Origin of the sequence: Sphingomonas sp. S-NIH.Pt3_0716, from assembly GCF_003950715.1 — a bacterium.
Taxonomy (GTDB): Bacteria; Pseudomonadota; Alphaproteobacteria; order Sphingomonadales; family Sphingomonadaceae; genus Sphingobium; species Sphingobium yanoikuyae_A.
In genome coordinates this window covers 1-15,943 of record NZ_QLJK01000041.1, presented here as the reverse complement: position 1 = coordinate 15,943, position 15,943 = coordinate 1, and the positions used below count along the sequence as shown (strand labels likewise).

Annotated in this window: 16 protein-coding genes; 4 read left to right on the top strand and 12 right to left on the bottom strand. The window is 66.2% G+C overall.

Annotation, left to right across the window (positions count from 1 at the left end; genetic code table 11):
• Positions 1-112: 112 nt before the first annotated feature.
• From BRX37_RS23330 to BRX37_RS23320, 3 genes are read right to left on the bottom strand one after another with little or no spacing between them, the layout of a single operon-like run.
• Entirely contained in the window at positions 113-1,510 is a 1,398-nt protein-coding gene (locus BRX37_RS23330) for an SPOR domain-containing protein (RefSeq protein WP_026109068.1), read from the bottom strand.
• 33 nt (positions 1,511-1,543) lie between these two features.
• A complete protein-coding gene (locus BRX37_RS23325) occupies positions 1,544-2,140 on the bottom strand; it encodes a hypothetical protein (RefSeq protein WP_017500648.1) in 597 nt (198 codons plus the stop codon).
• A 15-nt stretch (positions 2,141-2,155) separates the two neighbouring features.
• Entirely contained in the window at positions 2,156-2,875 is a 720-nt protein-coding gene (locus tag BRX37_RS23320) for a ParA family protein (RefSeq protein WP_004212248.1), read from the bottom strand.
• A 186-nt stretch (positions 2,876-3,061) separates the two neighbouring features.
• Here BRX37_RS23320 and BRX37_RS23315 point away from each other — a divergent pair, with 186 nt between their 5' ends.
• Positions 3,062-4,093, top strand: coding sequence for an SPOR domain-containing protein (locus BRX37_RS23315; RefSeq protein ID WP_125989689.1), 1,032 nt, complete (start codon positions 3,062-3,064; stop codon positions 4,091-4,093).
• A gap of 14 nt (positions 4,094-4,107) precedes the next feature.
• Here the strand turns inward: BRX37_RS23315 and gcvA are convergent, their stop codons facing one another.
• Positions 4,108-5,007, bottom strand: coding sequence for a transcriptional regulator GcvA (gene gcvA / locus BRX37_RS23310; protein WP_125989687.1), 900 nt, complete (start codon positions 5,005-5,007; stop codon positions 4,108-4,110).
• 88 nt (positions 5,008-5,095) lie between these two features.
• On the opposite strand from gcvA, the gene BRX37_RS23305 reads away from it, so the two are divergent.
• Positions 5,096-6,112, top strand: coding sequence for a DUF1338 domain-containing protein (locus BRX37_RS23305; RefSeq protein ID WP_125989685.1), 1,017 nt, complete (start codon positions 5,096-5,098; stop codon positions 6,110-6,112).
• A 52-nt stretch (positions 6,113-6,164) separates the two neighbouring features.
• Entirely contained in the window at positions 6,165-7,034 is an 870-nt protein-coding gene (purU, locus tag BRX37_RS23300; protein ID WP_125989683.1) for a formyltetrahydrofolate deformylase, read from the top strand.
• A 164-nt stretch (positions 7,035-7,198) separates the two neighbouring features.
• Here purU and BRX37_RS26915 read toward each other — a convergent pair whose 3' ends face one another.
• From BRX37_RS26915 to BRX37_RS23265, 8 genes are all read right to left on the bottom strand, one after another.
• Positions 7,199-7,351 (bottom strand): hypothetical protein, encoded by a 153-nt coding sequence (locus BRX37_RS26915; protein ID WP_010338958.1) that lies wholly within the window; start codon positions 7,349-7,351, stop codon positions 7,199-7,201.
• A gap of 221 nt (positions 7,352-7,572) precedes the next feature.
• Positions 7,573-8,409, bottom strand: coding sequence for an S-formylglutathione hydrolase (gene fghA / locus BRX37_RS23295; RefSeq protein ID WP_125989681.1), 837 nt, complete (start codon positions 8,407-8,409; stop codon positions 7,573-7,575).
• Between the two features lie 14 nt (positions 8,410-8,423).
• Positions 8,424-8,804, bottom strand: coding sequence for a VOC family protein (locus BRX37_RS23290; RefSeq protein ID WP_010338956.1), 381 nt, complete (start codon positions 8,802-8,804; stop codon positions 8,424-8,426).
• A 26-nt stretch (positions 8,805-8,830) separates the two neighbouring features.
• Positions 8,831-9,943 carry an S-(hydroxymethyl)glutathione dehydrogenase/class III alcohol dehydrogenase gene (locus BRX37_RS23285; RefSeq protein WP_048937047.1) on the bottom strand — a complete coding sequence of 371 codons (1,113 nt, stop codon included), beginning with the start codon at positions 9,941-9,943 and terminating at the stop codon, positions 8,831-8,833.
• 518 nt (positions 9,944-10,461) lie between these two features.
• Positions 10,462-10,677 (bottom strand): DUF2093 domain-containing protein, encoded by a 216-nt coding sequence (locus BRX37_RS23280; protein WP_004212238.1) that lies wholly within the window; start codon positions 10,675-10,677, stop codon positions 10,462-10,464.
• Positions 10,677-12,080 (bottom strand): NAD(P)H-dependent flavin oxidoreductase, encoded by a 1,404-nt coding sequence (locus BRX37_RS23275; RefSeq protein ID WP_125989679.1) that lies wholly within the window; start codon positions 12,078-12,080, stop codon positions 10,677-10,679. The genes BRX37_RS23280 and BRX37_RS23275 overlap by 1 nt, the downstream gene beginning before the upstream one ends.
• A 93-nt stretch (positions 12,081-12,173) precedes the next feature.
• The gene (locus BRX37_RS23270; protein ID WP_125989677.1) at positions 12,174-13,328 is read right to left on the bottom strand and encodes a glycosyltransferase; all 1,155 of its coding nucleotides are present in this window, start codon (positions 13,326-13,328) and stop codon (positions 12,174-12,176) included.
• On the bottom strand, positions 13,321-14,190 hold the full coding sequence (locus tag BRX37_RS23265; protein ID WP_125989675.1) for an alpha/beta fold hydrolase: 870 nt from the start codon (positions 14,188-14,190) through the stop codon (positions 13,321-13,323). The genes BRX37_RS23270 and BRX37_RS23265 overlap by 8 nt, the downstream gene beginning before the upstream one ends.
• A 37-nt stretch (positions 14,191-14,227) precedes the next feature.
• Here BRX37_RS23265 and BRX37_RS23260 point away from each other — a divergent pair, with 37 nt between their 5' ends.
• Positions 14,228-15,625, top strand: a complete 1,398-nt coding sequence (locus BRX37_RS23260; RefSeq protein WP_125989673.1) for a protein adenylyltransferase SelO family protein — start codon at positions 14,228-14,230, stop codon at positions 15,623-15,625.
• Positions 15,626-15,943: the final 318 nt, after the last annotated feature.

Sequence of the window (15,943 nt, the reverse complement as noted above, 5' to 3'; positions counted from 1 at the left end):
AATTCAGCGCATCGCACGATTGCGGCACGCGCAGCGCGCAAATGCATTGCGGGCCGGAACCTTTCGGCCCGGCCCGCATGAAGTCATGGTCACGCCCGAAGGCGCCGTGCGATCAGCGTGATGCGAACTGACGGCCGCGCGTCGATGCCACGGCCCAGCGCTGCGGCGTCGCGTTCGGTGCGCCTTCCCGCACGAAGCACTGGCCGTGCTGCGCCTTGATCGACTGGCACAAAGTCTGCGCATCCGCACGGCTGCCAAAGCCACTGATCGCGATCCGGTGGAAGGTCCGGCCATTGACGGTCGCTTGGCTGGTCAGCACCGGGAAGGCAGCGATGCGTCCGTTGACGCGCGCCATGCTGGTCCATTTTTCCTTGGCGACGGCCGGCGAATTGAAGGCGCCAAGCTGAACCACCCAGGCGCTCGCGCCTGTGGTCACCGGCTTGATATAGGCGACCTGCTGCATCCGCGCTGCCGGGCTGGCGAGCGGGGCAGCCTTGCCCTTGGCCGGCTTGGCCTTGGCCGCCGGGCCTTCGACGACGAAGTCGCGCTTGGCAGCGACGCGCACCGGCGCCGGCTTGGGCGCAGCCTTGACCGCGGGTGCGGGCGTGGACGCCGGCACGGCGGTTTCGATGATCCGGGTGTTGAGCGCGGGCGCAGCAGGGGCGGGCTCGGCCGCCGCCATCTCGATCGGCGAACCACTCGGCAGATCCAGTACCGGGGCCGGCTCGGTCGACGCGGCGGCCAGCGCCACCGGTGCGGCATCCGGCGCAGCGGGCGCCAGCGCCAGCACCGCCGGCTGGCCCTGATCGGCGCCGTTGACGGTAACGCCCATCAGCGCGGCGACGCGCTGCGGCGCCAGTGCCGGGTCGGCCATGCCGGCCCATTGGGCAATACGCTGATTGGCGGCAAGCGGCGCCAGATCCAGCCCGGCGACCAGCCGCGCATCCTTCCAGCGACCGGCCAGCGCATAGGCATAGGCCAGGTTCTGGCGGGTGCGCGCATTGGCCGACGGATCCTGGATCGCGGCGGACAGGATGCGGACGCCTTCGGTCGGATCACCGGCCATCGCCAGCGCCAGGCCATAATCGCCCGCCGGCACATTGTCGGTATTGGCCGCTAGCAGATCGCGCGCAGCATCATTCTTGCCCAGCGCCACCTCGACCAGCGCCAGGCTGACGATGGTGCGCGAATCGCGGTTGCCCAGCGTCATCGCGTCGGTGAACGCCGTCTCGGCCGAAACGAAGCGGCCATCCAGCACATAGGCACGGCCCAGCAACTGGCGATATTGCGCATTGTCGGGCGCCGCCTGCACGGCCGCTTCCGCTGCCTGCACGGCCTTTGCGCCGTCGCGATCGGCCAGCGCCTTTTCCGCCGCCTCTGCCGGCTTGCCGGGATTGGCGTGCTTGACCGCCGCCGATCGCGGATGGAATGCCGCGCCGGTGCAGCCGACCATCGTCGTCGCCACCATCAAGGAGGAAACGGCCGCCTTGCCAAATGCCGTTCGTTTCATGACCTTACCCACCTATAATCAAAGATCGCCGCGTCAGTGCGGCAATTGCTGGGCAAGCCGATCAATCTCGGGCAGCCCTTCGAGGAAAGCATCCAGTGCTTCGGTAACAACCTGTTGCGCCGACCGGCCGGTCACGGCCGCAGCGAGGCGCAGCTTGAGATGACGGCCCGCGTCCAGCCGCAGCGTGAAGGCCGCCTTGCGTGCGTTGTCGACCGCCATCGCCTTGGGCGGCGCGGCGCGCACCGGCGCCGGCTTTGCCCGCATCGGCTTGGCAGCCATCACCAGTTCGGCCGGTTCCGGCTCGGCTTCCACCGTCTCGGGCAGAACGACCTGTGCCACGCGCTCGGCCAGTTCCTCGCGTTCGGTCACGACCGCCGGCACCGGAACCGGCGCAAGCACCGTGGTCATCGGCGTCAGGCCGGTGGCAACGGGCGCGGTCGGCGCGGCAGGCTCGTCATCGTGCATCGGCACGTCGAAACCCATGTCGTTCCAGCCCAGATCGTCGGACATCATGCCGCCATTGGTCGGGCGGCCAAAGCCCAGCATCGGGCGGCGCATCGCCGGCGTGGCAGCGCCCTTGCGCGCCAGCAGGCCGGACGTTAGGGAAGCGATCGGTTTGGCCTCAGCCATGATAGCCCCCTTTTCTTACTGCACGACGCGGCGGCCGAAGCCACCACCGGCGGGACGCGAAGCAGCGGCGGTGCCGACGCTGTTCTGGGGCACGGAAAAGACCGTGCGGCGGAAATTCTTTTCCAGGCGATCGGAGATATAGCTCCACAGCCCGGTCACTTCGGCGGCCGACTTGCCCTTGGGATCGACCTCCATCACCGTGCGGCCGTCGATCATCGAGGCGGCGAAATCGGTGCGATGGTGCAGCGTCACCGGCGCCACCGTGCCATGCTGCGACAAAGCGACAGCGGCTTCGGAGGTGATGCGCGCCTTGGGCGTCGCGGCATTGACGACGAAGATCAGCGGCTTGCCGGCGCGCTCGCACAGGTCGACCGTGGCACCGACGGCGCGCAGGTCATGCGGGCTCGGACGGGTCGGCACGACGATCAGTTCGGCAACCGAAATCACGCTCTGGATCGCCATGGTAATCGCCGGCGGCGTATCGATCACGGCCAGCTTGAACCCCTGCTGGCGCAGGATTTCGAGATCGGCGGCCAGCCGCGCAACCGTGGTCTGGGCAAAGGCGGGATATTCGGCCTCGCGCTCGTTCCACCAGTCAGCCAGCGAACCCTGGGGATCGATGTCGATCAGGACGACCGGACCGGCCCCGGCCAGCTGTGCCTGTACGGCCAGATGACCGGACAGGGTCGTCTTGCCCGATCCGCCTTTTTGCGATGCCAATGCCAATATGCGCACGCGCCTTCCCCCAGGTAAATCCAGTTCCGAAACGATTTGGCATGGCGCCGCCTAAAATTCGGTTAACTGGTCTGGCAACCTTGTTGAGGATCACCTATCCCCGGTTTCACATCATGGATCCGGCAATGCTAAGAAGACGTTAACCTTGTTTGACGATAGTGCCGGACGATATTTCCGGTCTGGAGCATGGATATGAAGCCTATCTGGGGAGCCGTTGCGTTCGGCACGCTATTGACGGCCGCCTTGCCGGCGCTTGCCGATGTGAAGGCCGGCGTCGATGCCTGGCAGCAGGGCGATTATGCCAAGGCGATCACCGAATGGCGCCCACTCGCCAATGCCGGCGATCCCGATGCGCAGTTCAATCTGGGTCAGGCCTATAAGCTCGGCCGCGGCATTCCGGCCGACCTCAACAGCGCGGTCGACTGGTATCGCAAGGCGACGGCGCAGGGCCATGCCCGCGCCGAGGATAATCTGGGCCTGCTGATGTTCCAGCAGGGCGATCGCGCCGGGGCCATGCCCTATCTGCAGCATGCCGCCGCCCGCGGCGAAACCCGCGCGCAATATATTGTCGGCACCGCCCTGTTCAACGGCGACATGATCGGCAAGGACTGGGTCCGCGCCTATGCGATGATGACGCGCGCCTCCGCCTCCGGCCTGCCACAGGCAACCACCAGCCTGCAGCAGATGGACAAATATATCCCCGCCGACCAGCGCAAGCAGGGCCTAGCCCTGGCTTCGTCGATGGAAGCGCAGGAAAAGAGCCTGGCCAGTGCCAGCCTGACCCTGCCCGCGACAGCGGCACAGCCCCGCCCGGCTTCTCCCGCCCCGGCACCAGCAAAGCCAGCTCCCGCACCCATGACCCAGGTCGCGGTTGCCAAGCCGCAGCCGGCCGCGCCCAAGCCGGCACCGGAGGCAAGCAAACCGGCCCCCTCCAAGCCCGCGCCACCCAAGCCCGCGCCGTCCAGGATGCCGGCACCGGCTGCCGGCGGCGACTGGCGCGTCCAGCTTGGCGCGTTCGGCGACGAAGGCCGCGCCCGTGCGTTGTGGAGCCAGTTGACCCGCAAGGTCAGCGGCCTCTCCGGCTATCAACCCTATCTGGTCAAGGCCGGCAGCGTGACCCGCCTTCAGGCCGGGCCGATCGCCAGCAGCGCCGACGCCTCGCGCCTGTGCAGCAGCATCAAGGCCGCCGGCGCGGACTGCATGCCGAAGAAGAACTAAGCCCGCGCGGGCGCCTAATCCGCGCCCGCGCTCGCCAGCATCCAGGCGCGAAACCGTGCCAGTCCCGGATGACCGCCAAGCCCCGTGGGATAGACCAGATAATAGGCCTGCTCGCTGGACAGCGGTCGGTCGAACGGGATGACCAGGCTGCCCGCCTCCAGCTCCGGCCGGATCAGGAAGCTGGGGATCAGCGCCACGCCCGCCCCCGCCACAACCGCCTGCGCCAGCATCAGGAAATGCTCGAACGCCGGCCCCGGCGGCAACGGCCCCGCCTCGACGCCCGCCGCCGCGAACCAGCGTGCCCACGCGTCCCGCCGCGAACTTTGGCTCAGCAGCGGCTTGCCCAGCAGATCAGCCGGCGACCGCAGCACATTGGCCGCCAGCCAGTCCGGCGCGCAGACCGGCACCATCTGTTCGCGAAACAGATAATCCTGCGCCACGCCGGGCCATTCCTCCGGCAGGCCATAATGGATCGCCGCGTCGAACTCCTCCTGCGCGAAATCGAACGGGTCGGATCGCGATGCGAAATCCACCACCAGATCGGGATGCAGCGCGCTGAGGCCCGGCAGGCGCGGCGCAAGCCAGCGCATGCCGAAACTGGGCAGGGTCGCAATCCGCAGCGCCCCCTGCGCCCGCCGCGCCGCCACCCGCCGGGTCGCCCGCCGGATCCTATCGAGCGCCGGGCGGATCTCCTCGGCATAGGCCTGCCCCGCCTCGTTCAGTTGCACCCGCCGCCCGACCCGGTCGAACAAGGGCGTCTGCAACCAATCCTCCAGCAGCGCGATCTGGCGACTGACCGCGCTTTGGGTCAGCCCCACCTCCACCCCGGCGCGCGAGAAGCTGCCATGGGTCGCGGCCGCATCGAAACTGTTGAGCGCACTCATCGGCGGCAGCCATTTGCGCGCCCTATCCATTCCCGTTCCGCATCAAGTGATGACAGCTCCCTATTTGCGCGACCCACCCTATCCTGCGATAAGGACGCTGTCATCGTGGAGCGTTCTTATGTCGTCGCAGAATGAAGGAAGCATCGTCGCCCTGGTCCAGTCGGTGCTGGGCGAAGACGCCGGCAAGGCCGCACTGGACGCGCTGGCGATCGATCCCGCACTGCTGGCGCAAAGCGGCCCGACCGTCAGCCGCGCCGCCTTTGCCATGGCGATGAACGTCATCCTGTTCCACGACCTGCTCGCACGGGTACCGAGCGGCGCGGCCTATGTCGCCGACACGCTGGCGCGCGGCGGCCGGGTGATGTTCGACCATGGCGCGCTGCGCACCATCCGCTTTGCCGAGGGGCCGACCGGCGCCCTGCCCGCCGGCGAGGATGCCTTTACCCGCATCTTCCTGCCCTTGGGCTATCGCATGGCCGCCCTCTATCCGCTCGATCGCCTCAGGATGACCGGCCGCGCCTACGCCCATGTCGATGCGCCCGAGGCGATCCCGCAATTCTTCCTGTCCGAACTGCATGTCGACCGGTTCGATCCAGAATTTGGCGAAGCGGCGACCCGCATCTTCGGCACCTCGCGCGATCCGCTCGATGCCCCGACCTTCGCCCTGCTCGACCGCTATGCCGCCGGCGAGCCAGTCAGCTTCGATGATGCCGCCGCCACCCTGCCCGTCATCGTCTCCGCGTTTGACCGCCAGCATGAACCGCCGGCCTTTGCCGATTATGAGCTGCTGCTCTCCCGCTCCAACGAAGCCGCCTGGATCGCGACCGAGGGCAATGCCTTCAACCATGCGACCGATCGCGTGCCCGATGTCGCGGCACTGGCCGATCGCCTCAAGGCGGAAGACCGGCCGATGAAGCCCAAGCTCGAAATCTCCGCCACCGGCCGCGTCCGCCAGACCGCCTTCCGCGCCGACAGCGTCGAGCGCATCTTTGCCGACCGCGATCTGCGCAGCGTGCCCGGCTCCTTCTACGAATTCATCAGCCGCGATATCGACCCGGACACCGGCCGGCTGGACCTGGCCTTTGACACCGGCAACGCCACCGGCATCTTCGCCATGACCAGCGCCAAGGCTTGATCGCGGCCCCGGCTTGAGGCAACGCCTCGGCAGAATTGCTGGGAGCCGCAGAGTGAATGACAAGACCATCCCGTCCTGGATCCTGACCCTGGTCTGTGCCGACCGCGTCGGCATCGTCGCGGCGGTCAGCCAGTTCCTCGCCGAACGGGGCGGCTTCATCACCGACAGCCAGCAATATGCCGATCGCGAGGCCGGCCTCTTCTTCATGCGCGTCGCGTTCGAAGCGACCGACACCGGCATGCGCTTCGACACTGCCGGCCTGCGCAACGAATTTGCCGATATCGGCACCCGCTTCGCCATGGACTGGCGCCTCACCGAAGCGGCCGAACGCCCGCGCATGCTGATCGCCGTGTCGAAGGGGTCGCACTGCCTCGCCGACCTGCTGCACCGCTGGCAGACCGGCACGCTGGCGGTCGACATCATGGGAGTCGTGTCCAACCATCCCGACATGCGCCGCATCACCGAATGGCACGACATCCCCTATCATGAGCTGCCGCCCAATGGCGACAAGGCCGCGCAGGAGGCCGCCCTGCTCGACCTGTTCGATCGCAGCCGGTCGGAGTATCTGATCCTCGCCCGCTATATGCAGGTGCTGTCGGAAGATCTGGTCGATCGGCTCTCGGGCCGATGCGTCAACATCCATCACAGCTTCCTGCCTGGCTTCAAGGGCGCCCGCCCCTATCACCGTGCCCATGAGCGCGGCGTCAAGCTGATCGGCGCGACCGCCCATTTCGTCACCGCCGACCTCGACGAAGGGCCGATCATCGAACAGGCGGTCGAGCGCGTCGACCATCGTGCCACCGCCGACGACATGATCCGCATCGGCCGCGATATCGAGGCCCAGGTGCTGGCCCGCGCCGTCGGCTGGCTCGCCGACCGACGCGTGCTGCGCAACGGCGGCAAGACGGTGGTGTTCCGGTAGAAAGGCCGAGCGCTCCCCTCTTTGGCCTGACGTCATCCCGGACTTGATCCGGGATCCATTCCGCGCTCGCTTTCGAGCATAGCGCAGAATGGATCCTGACTTTCGTCAGGATGACGGCGGGGAATGCGGTTCTGGAAAGCAAAGAGGCCGCTCGGTTCGAGCCCCTACAGCCCCAGCCGCGCCCAGAAATCGCCCGGCGCCAGCACGGCCTCAGCGCTGCGGTTGCGCTCGACGCGCGACCAGCTGCTATGGGGAATATGGATTTGCGGGGTCTGGTCCTGCCGCTGCTGGCGGACACGGGCTTGCTTATGGGTCATCGTCTTCTCCTTGTACGGGAGGAACACGAAACCGGGCGTTGTCGCTTGGGTACCGTGCGCTTTAGCCGTTGGTAACGCGGAGCAAGCTGACATCCTTCAAAAGCCGCGGAGCGAAACGCTCGGCACTCTATCTACCTATCAAATAGAGAAAGGCAAAATAGCTTATCTTGTGCCGCGACCATCCGGGCTTTGCCCGGACGGTCCGCGATCAGCCCAATTGCTCAGCCCAGCCGCGCGGCATGCCAGCGCAGATGATCGTCCATGAAGCTGGAGATGAAATAATAGCTATGGTCATAGCCGTCGCGCAGATGGAGCGTCAGGTCGATGCCCGCCGCGTCGCAGGCCGTGCGCAGCAATTCGGGGCGTAGCTGCCCCTCCAGGAAGCTGTCTCCCGCGCCCTGATCCACCAGCAGCGCATCGATCCGCGCTCCATCCTCGATCAGCGCGACCGCGTCATGCTTGCGCCACGCGGCCCGGTCCGCGCCCAGATAGCCGCCCAGCGCCTTCTCGCCCCAGGGCACCTGCCCCGGCGCCACGATCGGCGCAAAGGCCGACACGGCACGATAACGATCGGGATAGGTCAGCCCGACGGTCAGCGCGCCATGGCCGCCCATGCTGTGCCCCATGATCGACTGGCGATCCATGTCGGCGGGGAACTGGTCCGCGATCAACGCCGGCAATTCCTGCGTCACATAGGACCACATGCGATAATGGGCGGCATAGGGCGCCTGCGTCGCATCGACATAGAAACCCGCGCCCAGGCCAAAGTCCCAGGCGCCGTCCGGATCGTCGGCCACGCCCTCGCCCCGCGGCGAGGTATCGGGCGCGACGAAGATCAGCCCCAGTTCCGCGCAGGCCCGGCGAAACTCGCCCTTCTCGGTCACATTGGCATGGGTGCAGGTAAGGCCGGACAGATACCAGACCACCGGCAGCTTCGCGCCGGGTGCATGCGGCGGCACGAAGACGGAGAAGGTCATCTCCGTCCCCGTCTCGCGCGAAGCATGGCGATAGACGCCCTGGATGCCGCCAAAGGCCCTGTTGGTCGAAACCGTTTCCACCCGTTCTTCCTTCCTCAGCCGATCCGATGCAGGCCGCACAGCTTGTTGCCGGCGGGATCGCGCAGATAGGCGAGATAGAGCTTGCCGAAGCCGCCCTCGCGCACGCCCGGCGGATCTTCGCACGCCGTGCCGCCCGCCGCGACCCCGGCCGCATGCCAGGCATCGGCCTGCTCGGTCGATGCCATGCGGAAACCGATCGTACCGCCATTGGCATGACAGGCAGCCTCGCCATCGATCGGTTTTGTGACCATGAACAGTGCGCCGTCATGCATGTAGATCAGCCGCCCCTTGTCGTCCTGCATCGCCGGCTTGCCGCCAACCGCACCGAACAGCGCATCATAAAAGGCGCGCGAAACGTCGAGATCATTCGATCCCACCATCACATGGCTGAACATGGTCACTCTCCTGTTGGGTTATCGGGTCAGAAGACGACGACGCTGCGGATGCTCTCGCCCGCATGCATCAGGTCGAACCCCTTGTTGATGTCCTCCAGCCCCATGACATGGGTGATCATCGGATCGATCTCGATCTTGCCGGTCATGTACATGTCGACGATCTTGGGCACGTCGGTGCGGCCCTTGGCCCCGCCAAAGGCCGTGCCGCGCCAGTTGCGGCCCGTGACCAGCTGGAACGGACGGGTGCTGATTTCCTTGCCTGCCTCGGCCACGCCGATGATGATGCTGGTGCCCCAGCCGCGATGGCAGGCTTCCAGCGCCACGCGCATCACTTCGGTGTTGCCGGTGGCGTCGAACGTGTAGTCCGCGCCGCCATCGGTCATCGCGACGATCGCGGCGACCACCTCCTCGCGGCTCATGCCCCTGGAGTTGAGGAATTCGGTCATGCCGAACCTGCGGCCCCATTCCTCGCGATCGGGATTGATGTCGACGCCGATGATCTTGTTCGCACCGGCCAGGCGCGCACCCTGGATGACGTTGAGGCCGATGCCGCCCAGGCCGAAGATCACGACATTGTCGCCCACCTGCACCTTGGCGGTGTTGATCACCGCGCCCACGCCCGTGGTGACGCCGCAGCCGATATAGCAGCTGCTCTGGAACGGCGCGTCCTCGCGGATCTTGGCCAGCGCGATCTCGGGCAGGACCGTGAAGTTGGAGAAGGTCGAGCAGCCCATATAATGGAAGATCGGCTGGCCCTTGTAGGAAAAGCGGGTCGTGCCGTCGGGCATCAGCCCCTTGCCCTGGGTCGCGCGGATCGCGGTGCAGAGGTTCGTCTTGCCGCTCAGGCACGACTTACACTGGCGGCATTCCGGCGTGTAGAGCGGGATGACATGGTCGCCCGGCACCAGGCTGGTGACGCCAGCACCCACTTCGCGGACGATGCCCGCACCCTCATGGCCCAGGATCGAGGGGAAGATACCCTCGCTGTCGAACCCGTCCAGCGTATAGGCGTCGGTATGGCAGATGCCGGTCGCCATGATCTCGACCAGGACTTCGCCCGCCTTGGGGCCTTCCAGATCGACTTCGACGATTTCGAGGGGCTTCTTCGCTTCGAAGGCGACGGCGGCGCGGGTTTTCACGGCGGGCAACTCCCATGACTGGCGTGAACGGGCGTCCCGAGGACGCCCTGTTAAAAGCATTCCCGGCGTTCATATCGGTTCCGGCAGCAATTGCCAGCCGATACCGCTGTCAAAAGGAGAGGAGAATCCAGCAGGATCCGAAAAAAACAAAGCGCATCCAGCGACTTGCATCGCCAAATGCATCGCCCTGCCTTTCCCGGTCGCGTCCTGTTTAGAAGGACACGTTGTAAATGAACCAGCCCAGGATCAGCAGGCTGCTCACCAGACAGATACGATCGCCGAAGACATCAATTCGAGACATCTGACACATCCTTCACCCAAAAGACGATCTGCGCCGCCTGTTGAGGAAGAATACATCAGATAAATGGACGTGGGAACAGCAATCTCACGACGAGACGTGTCGCCAGGGCGATGAATGGAAATCGCAACATCTTGAAATTTTCGCTGCAGCGCACAGCGATCATTCAACTAATCGAACGATGCCAAAAAGCCGAATAGTGGCAGGCACTTACCGCGGTTCAGCGAAATGCTGCACCGCGGTGGCGCAGGAAGGAGGCAGTCGCCTCCTCCGGCCCGCGATAGGCTTCCTGAAACTCGGCGCTCCAATATTTCAGATCGTCGAGGTCGATTCGCGCGCCCGATACGGCGCAGAGCACGAACTGCCCCGGCCGTACCACGTCGAAATGCGGCGTGTCATAATGCAACACCGCCAGCCCCTGAATATCCGCCGCCATCAGTCGCCGGTCAGGATGCGGTCGACCAGCTGCTTCACGGTCGGCACGAACCCGTTTGAATAGAAGGGGTCCTGCTTGAAGCGATAGGCGGCATGGCCGGCGAACAGCAGATTCTTGTCCAGGTCGCCGCCATGGACCGATTCCTGCAGCGACTTCTGGATGCAGAAGCTGCGCGGATCAGCCAGGCGACCGGTCGAGTTGGTTTCGCTGTCCATCCAGCTGGAAAAGCTGCACTGCGACAGGCAGCCCATGCACTCGGTCTGATCCTTGCGGATTTCCGCCTTCTCTTCCTCGGTCACGAAGACGAGCGTGTTGTCCGGCGTCTTGAGCGCGGAGGTGAAGCCCTGACCCACCCATTCGCGCGCGCGCAGCAGGTCGCCGACCGTCACCCAGAAATTCTTGCCCTTCACGCCCGCGTCGAGCTGATGGGTATGATCACCCGCCTGCTCGGTGCTGAACGGGATCTGGCGGTCCGACCGCGCTTCGAGCGAACGCAGGAAGGGATTGCGGATCGCCGAGCTGTAGAAGCCGGTGGGCGAGAATTTGTGCAGCAGCACATCGCCCGGTTCCAGCTGCATCAGCCGGTCCTTCCAATCCTGCGGGATCGGGCTTTCCTGGGTCAGCAGCGGACGGGTGCCGAACTGGAACATGATCGCGCCCAACTCGGGATTGTCGATCCAGTCGTTCCAGTCCTTGAGCGCCCAGACGCCGCCGGCCATGACGATCGGCACGTCGTCGGAAATGCCGCCTTCGCGCATCGTGGCGCGCAGGTCGCGAACGCGCGGATAGGGGTCCTGCGGCGCGCGCGGATCTTCCGCGTTCGACAGGCCGTTGTGGCCGCCGGCCAGCCACGGATCTTCATAGACCACCGCGCCCAGCCATTCCGACGCCTTGGAATAAGCGCGCTTCCACAGCGCGCGGAAGGCCCGGCCCGACGACACGATCGGCAGATAGCTGACATTGTAGGAGGCAGCGATTTCGCTGAGCTTGTAGGGCATGCCCGCGCCACAGGTGACGCCGGCGACCATGCCCTTGGTCTTTTCCAGCACGCCGTGCAGCACGCGCTGCGCACCGCCCATTTCCCACAGCACGTTGATGTTGATCGCGCCCTTGCCGCCGGCAATCTCATAGGCGCGCTTCACCTGCTCGACGGCACCGTCGATGGCATAGGCGATCAGTTCCTCATGGCGGTCGCGGCGGGTGCGGCCATGATAGATTTGCGGGATGATATTGCCCATGGAGTCATAGCTGTCGGCATTGACCGCCGATACCGTGCCGATGCCCCCGGCAGCCGCCCAGGCGCCCGAACTGGCATGGTTGGAAACAGCAACACCCTTGCCACCTTCGACCAGCGGCCAGACTTCACGGCCACCATAGACGATGGGTTTCAAACCCTTGAACAACGACTTCTCCCGCGAAATGAACCGGCCTCCCCAGACCGGTTGAAATGTCGTCCTATAACAGTTTTTGTCAGGGATGACGAACTGTAGGGCGCCCTAGCGCAAAATGTGGGGGCTGGCCAGAGCCTCGCCATATAATGCGGCATAGGCGTCGACCATGGTCTTTTCGTCATAATCGCGCTGCGCCCGCGCCCGGTTGGCGGCGCCCAGCGCAGCGCGCAATTCGGGGTCGGCCGCCAGCTTCCCCAGCGCGTCCGCCAGCCCTTCCTCATCGGCTGCGACAAAGGGGCGGTTGGCCGGCGCGACCATATTGGCGACGTCGCCGACATCGGTCGACGCCACCGGCAGTCCGGCCGCCATCGCTTCCACCAGCGAGATCGGGAATTGCTCGCTGTCCGACGACAAAGCGAAAATGTCGAACAGGCCGACGAAGCGCCAGGGGTCGGTCATGAACCCGGCCAGGCAGATATCGTCCAGCCCCTGCACCGCCGCCTCGGCCAGGATCGCGTCGCGCTCCGGCCCCTCGCCCACCACCACCAGTTGCAGCCGTTCGCGATGGGCTGCCACCGCGCGCACCAGCCGGGGGATATTCTTGACCGCGCGCAACCCCGCCAGCGTGCCGACCAGCAGCTTGCCCGGTGCGCGCACCAGCCCCGGTATCGCATCCGGTGCCGGCGCCTGCGCATAGCGCGCCACATCGATGCCGTTGCGGATCAGATGCACCTTGCCGGCCGGCTGCTTCCACGCCTGGTGCGCGATCCGCTCCAGCCGGGCCGAGGGCACGACCAGCGCCTGCGCCCGCCCCAGCGCCATGCGCCGATAGAGATTGCGTTGCGGCTTCAGCCCCACCGCCTCATCGGCGTTGAAGCCATCTTCATGATGGATCAGCGGCGGCAGTCCCATCGACCGGGCGAACAGCCGGTGCGCCATCACCCCGTCCATCGCCCCCCAATTATAGCCGAGCACCAGGTCATAGCCGGACAGGAACTGCGCGATCGCGCGGAACCGCGCCAGCCCCGGCCGCCCGGCAAAGGGCGGCGCTTGGGGAAAATCGACTGGCACCTGCGGCTCGATCGCGCTTCGGGCACCCAGCGCCTCGGGCGCGGCGCTGACGATGCTGTGCCGCGCCTTCTCGCCCCAGATGTTCATCAGCCGGATCGCGCGGGCCTCCTTGCCGCCCAGCGTGAAGCTGCCATGGATATGCAGGATGCGCGGCGGGTCGCCCCGCCTCACGCCGCCGCCGTCAGCCACGCAGCACGCGTTCCAGCAGGCGGTCGATCCCGGCCGCCGCCTCCGGCTCGTCCAGTGCCGGCGCATGGCCGACATCGGGCACCGTCACCAGTTCCGCGCCTGCCCCCACCTCGCGCGCCATCCGCTCCGCCGTGGGCGCGCTCAGCAGGTCCGACCGGTCCCCGCGCAGCAACAGGGTCGGAATGCCCTGAAACGCCGCCATCACCGGCCACATGTCGACGCCCGCCTCGCCGCCGGGCGCGCGCAGCGGCTCGGCGATGCGCATGTCATAGTCGAGCACGATCCGCCCGCCGCTGTTCAGCCGATAGAGCCGCTTGGCCATCGCCAGCCATTGCTCCAGCCCATAGGCCGGATAGACATCGCCATTCGCCTCCTCCAGCGCGCGGGCCGCATGGACCCAGCTCGGGTGCGACTGGCCGACGCCGACATAGCCGCGAATCCGCTCCAGCCCCGCCTCGTCCAGCGTCGGGCCGACATCGTTCAGCACCGCGCCCGCCAGCCATTCGCGATGGGTGGCGGCGATGAGCATGGTGATGATCCCGCCCAGCGACGTGCCGACCGCCACGAAGCGGGTGATCGCCAGGTCCGCCAGCAACCGGCCGATATCCTGCAGATAGGTGAGCGGCACATAGCTCATCGGATCCTTGGCATAGGCGCTTTCCGCGCGCCCCCGCATATCCGGACAGATCACTCGCCACTCGCCCGCCAGCCGCTGTGCCAGCGGCTCGAAATCGCGCGCATTGCGGGTCAGCCCCGGCAGGCACAGCACAGGCGGTCGCCCGTCCTCGCCGCCCGCATAGTCGCGATAATGCAGCCGCAGTCCGTCCGGGGACCACCAATATGCGTCACTATAGCCGGTCAAGCTTGATCCTTCCGCCCATGCTCCCCCATATCGCCGCATGGACAACAAGCCGCAAGCCGCCAATTACCACCCCGCCACGGAAATCACCGCGCTGATGCCCGACATCGCCGATCCGGTGCATGCTGCGGACTTTCCGCAGACCCTGTTGCGGTTCCGCAATGACCGCGCCGCCGCCACCGTCGGCCTCGATCATCTGAGCGACGCCGAATGGATAGCCCATTTCGGCCGCTTCGCGCCCCTGCCCGACAACCTCCCCCAGCCGCTCGCCCTGCGTTACCATGGCCATCAGTTCCGCCATTATAATCCCGATATCGGCGACAGCCGCGGCTTCCTGTTCGCCCAGATGCGCGACGCGGACGGCCGCCTGCTCGACCTTGGCACTAAGGGATCGGGCCAGACCCCCTATAGCCGCTTCGGCGACGGGCGCCTGACGCTCAAGGGCGGCGTGCGCGAGATTTTGGCGACCGAGATGCTGGAGGCGCTGGGCGTCAACACGTCGAAGACCTTCTCGATCATCGAGACCGGCGAAGCGCTGGAGCGCAATGACGAACCCTCGCCCACGCGCGGCGCGGCGATGGTCCGCCTCAGCCATTCGCACATCCGCATCGGCAGCTTCCAGCGCGCCGCCTATATCGAGGATAATGGGCTGCTCGAACGGCTGACCGACTATGCCCTCACCCGCCTCTATGGGGAGCAGCCGGGCGACAATCCGCCCGCCCAGCTGCTCGGCCGCGTGGTCGATCGCACCGCCGACCTTGCCGCCAGCTACATGGTCGCCGGCTTCGTCCATGGCGTGCTCAACAGCGACAATATCAATGTCACCGGCGAAAGCTTCGACTATGGCCCCTGGCGCTTCACGCCGCTCTGGGACGCGGGCTTTACAGCCGCCTATTTCGACCATGCCGGCCTCTATGCCTTCGCCCGCCAGGCCGAGGCGATCCACTGGGACGTCGCCCAGCTTGCCGTGTCGCTACGCCCGCTGACCGAAGCGCCGCCACTGATCGAACAGCTCGAACGCTTCCCTGCCCTCTATGCGCAGGCGATGCAGCGCCGCTTCTGCTGGCGCCTCGGCGTCCAGCCAGGCACGGACAGCGCCGCCATGACCGAAACCGCCGTGCGCGCGATGATGACCACCGCGACGCCGATCGACATCTTCTTCCACGACTGGCGCGGCGGCACGCCCCGTAACCCCGCCCGCTACAGCAAGCCGATCTGGGCCGAACTGCGCGACCAGCTGGCCGACCACCCGCCCGTTCCGGGCGCCCGCGACCACGCCTATTGGTCAGACGAAGCCCCCTGCTCCATGCATATCGATGAAGTGGAAGCGATCTGGAGCGCGATCGACCAGTCCGACGACTGGGCCCCGCTCCACGCCAAGGTCGCTGCGATCCGCCGCATGGGCGAGGCGCATGGGAATGCGCCGGAACTGCCGTGAAAAGGGCCAAGGCCCGGCAAAGCGAGTGCTGTGCCCCCCTCATCGAGTGGGGAATTGAGTGGATCAGCACTGCCCTTCAGACCCGTCATGCCAGCGAAGGCTGGCATCCCACTTGTTCTAGTCCCCCTAGAAGAAAAGAGTGATCCCAGCCTGCGCTGGGATGACGGAGTTGGGTGGGGCGCGGACAGTCATCTGTGGATGGCTCCCGCGTTGCAAGTACAAATTGATGTTTTGACGTTCGGTCGGTTGCAGTCGTCTGTCCGGCCTACTGTTGCAGTCGGGAGGGACTGCTGGCCCTGATGGGGTCCGCAAACCAGG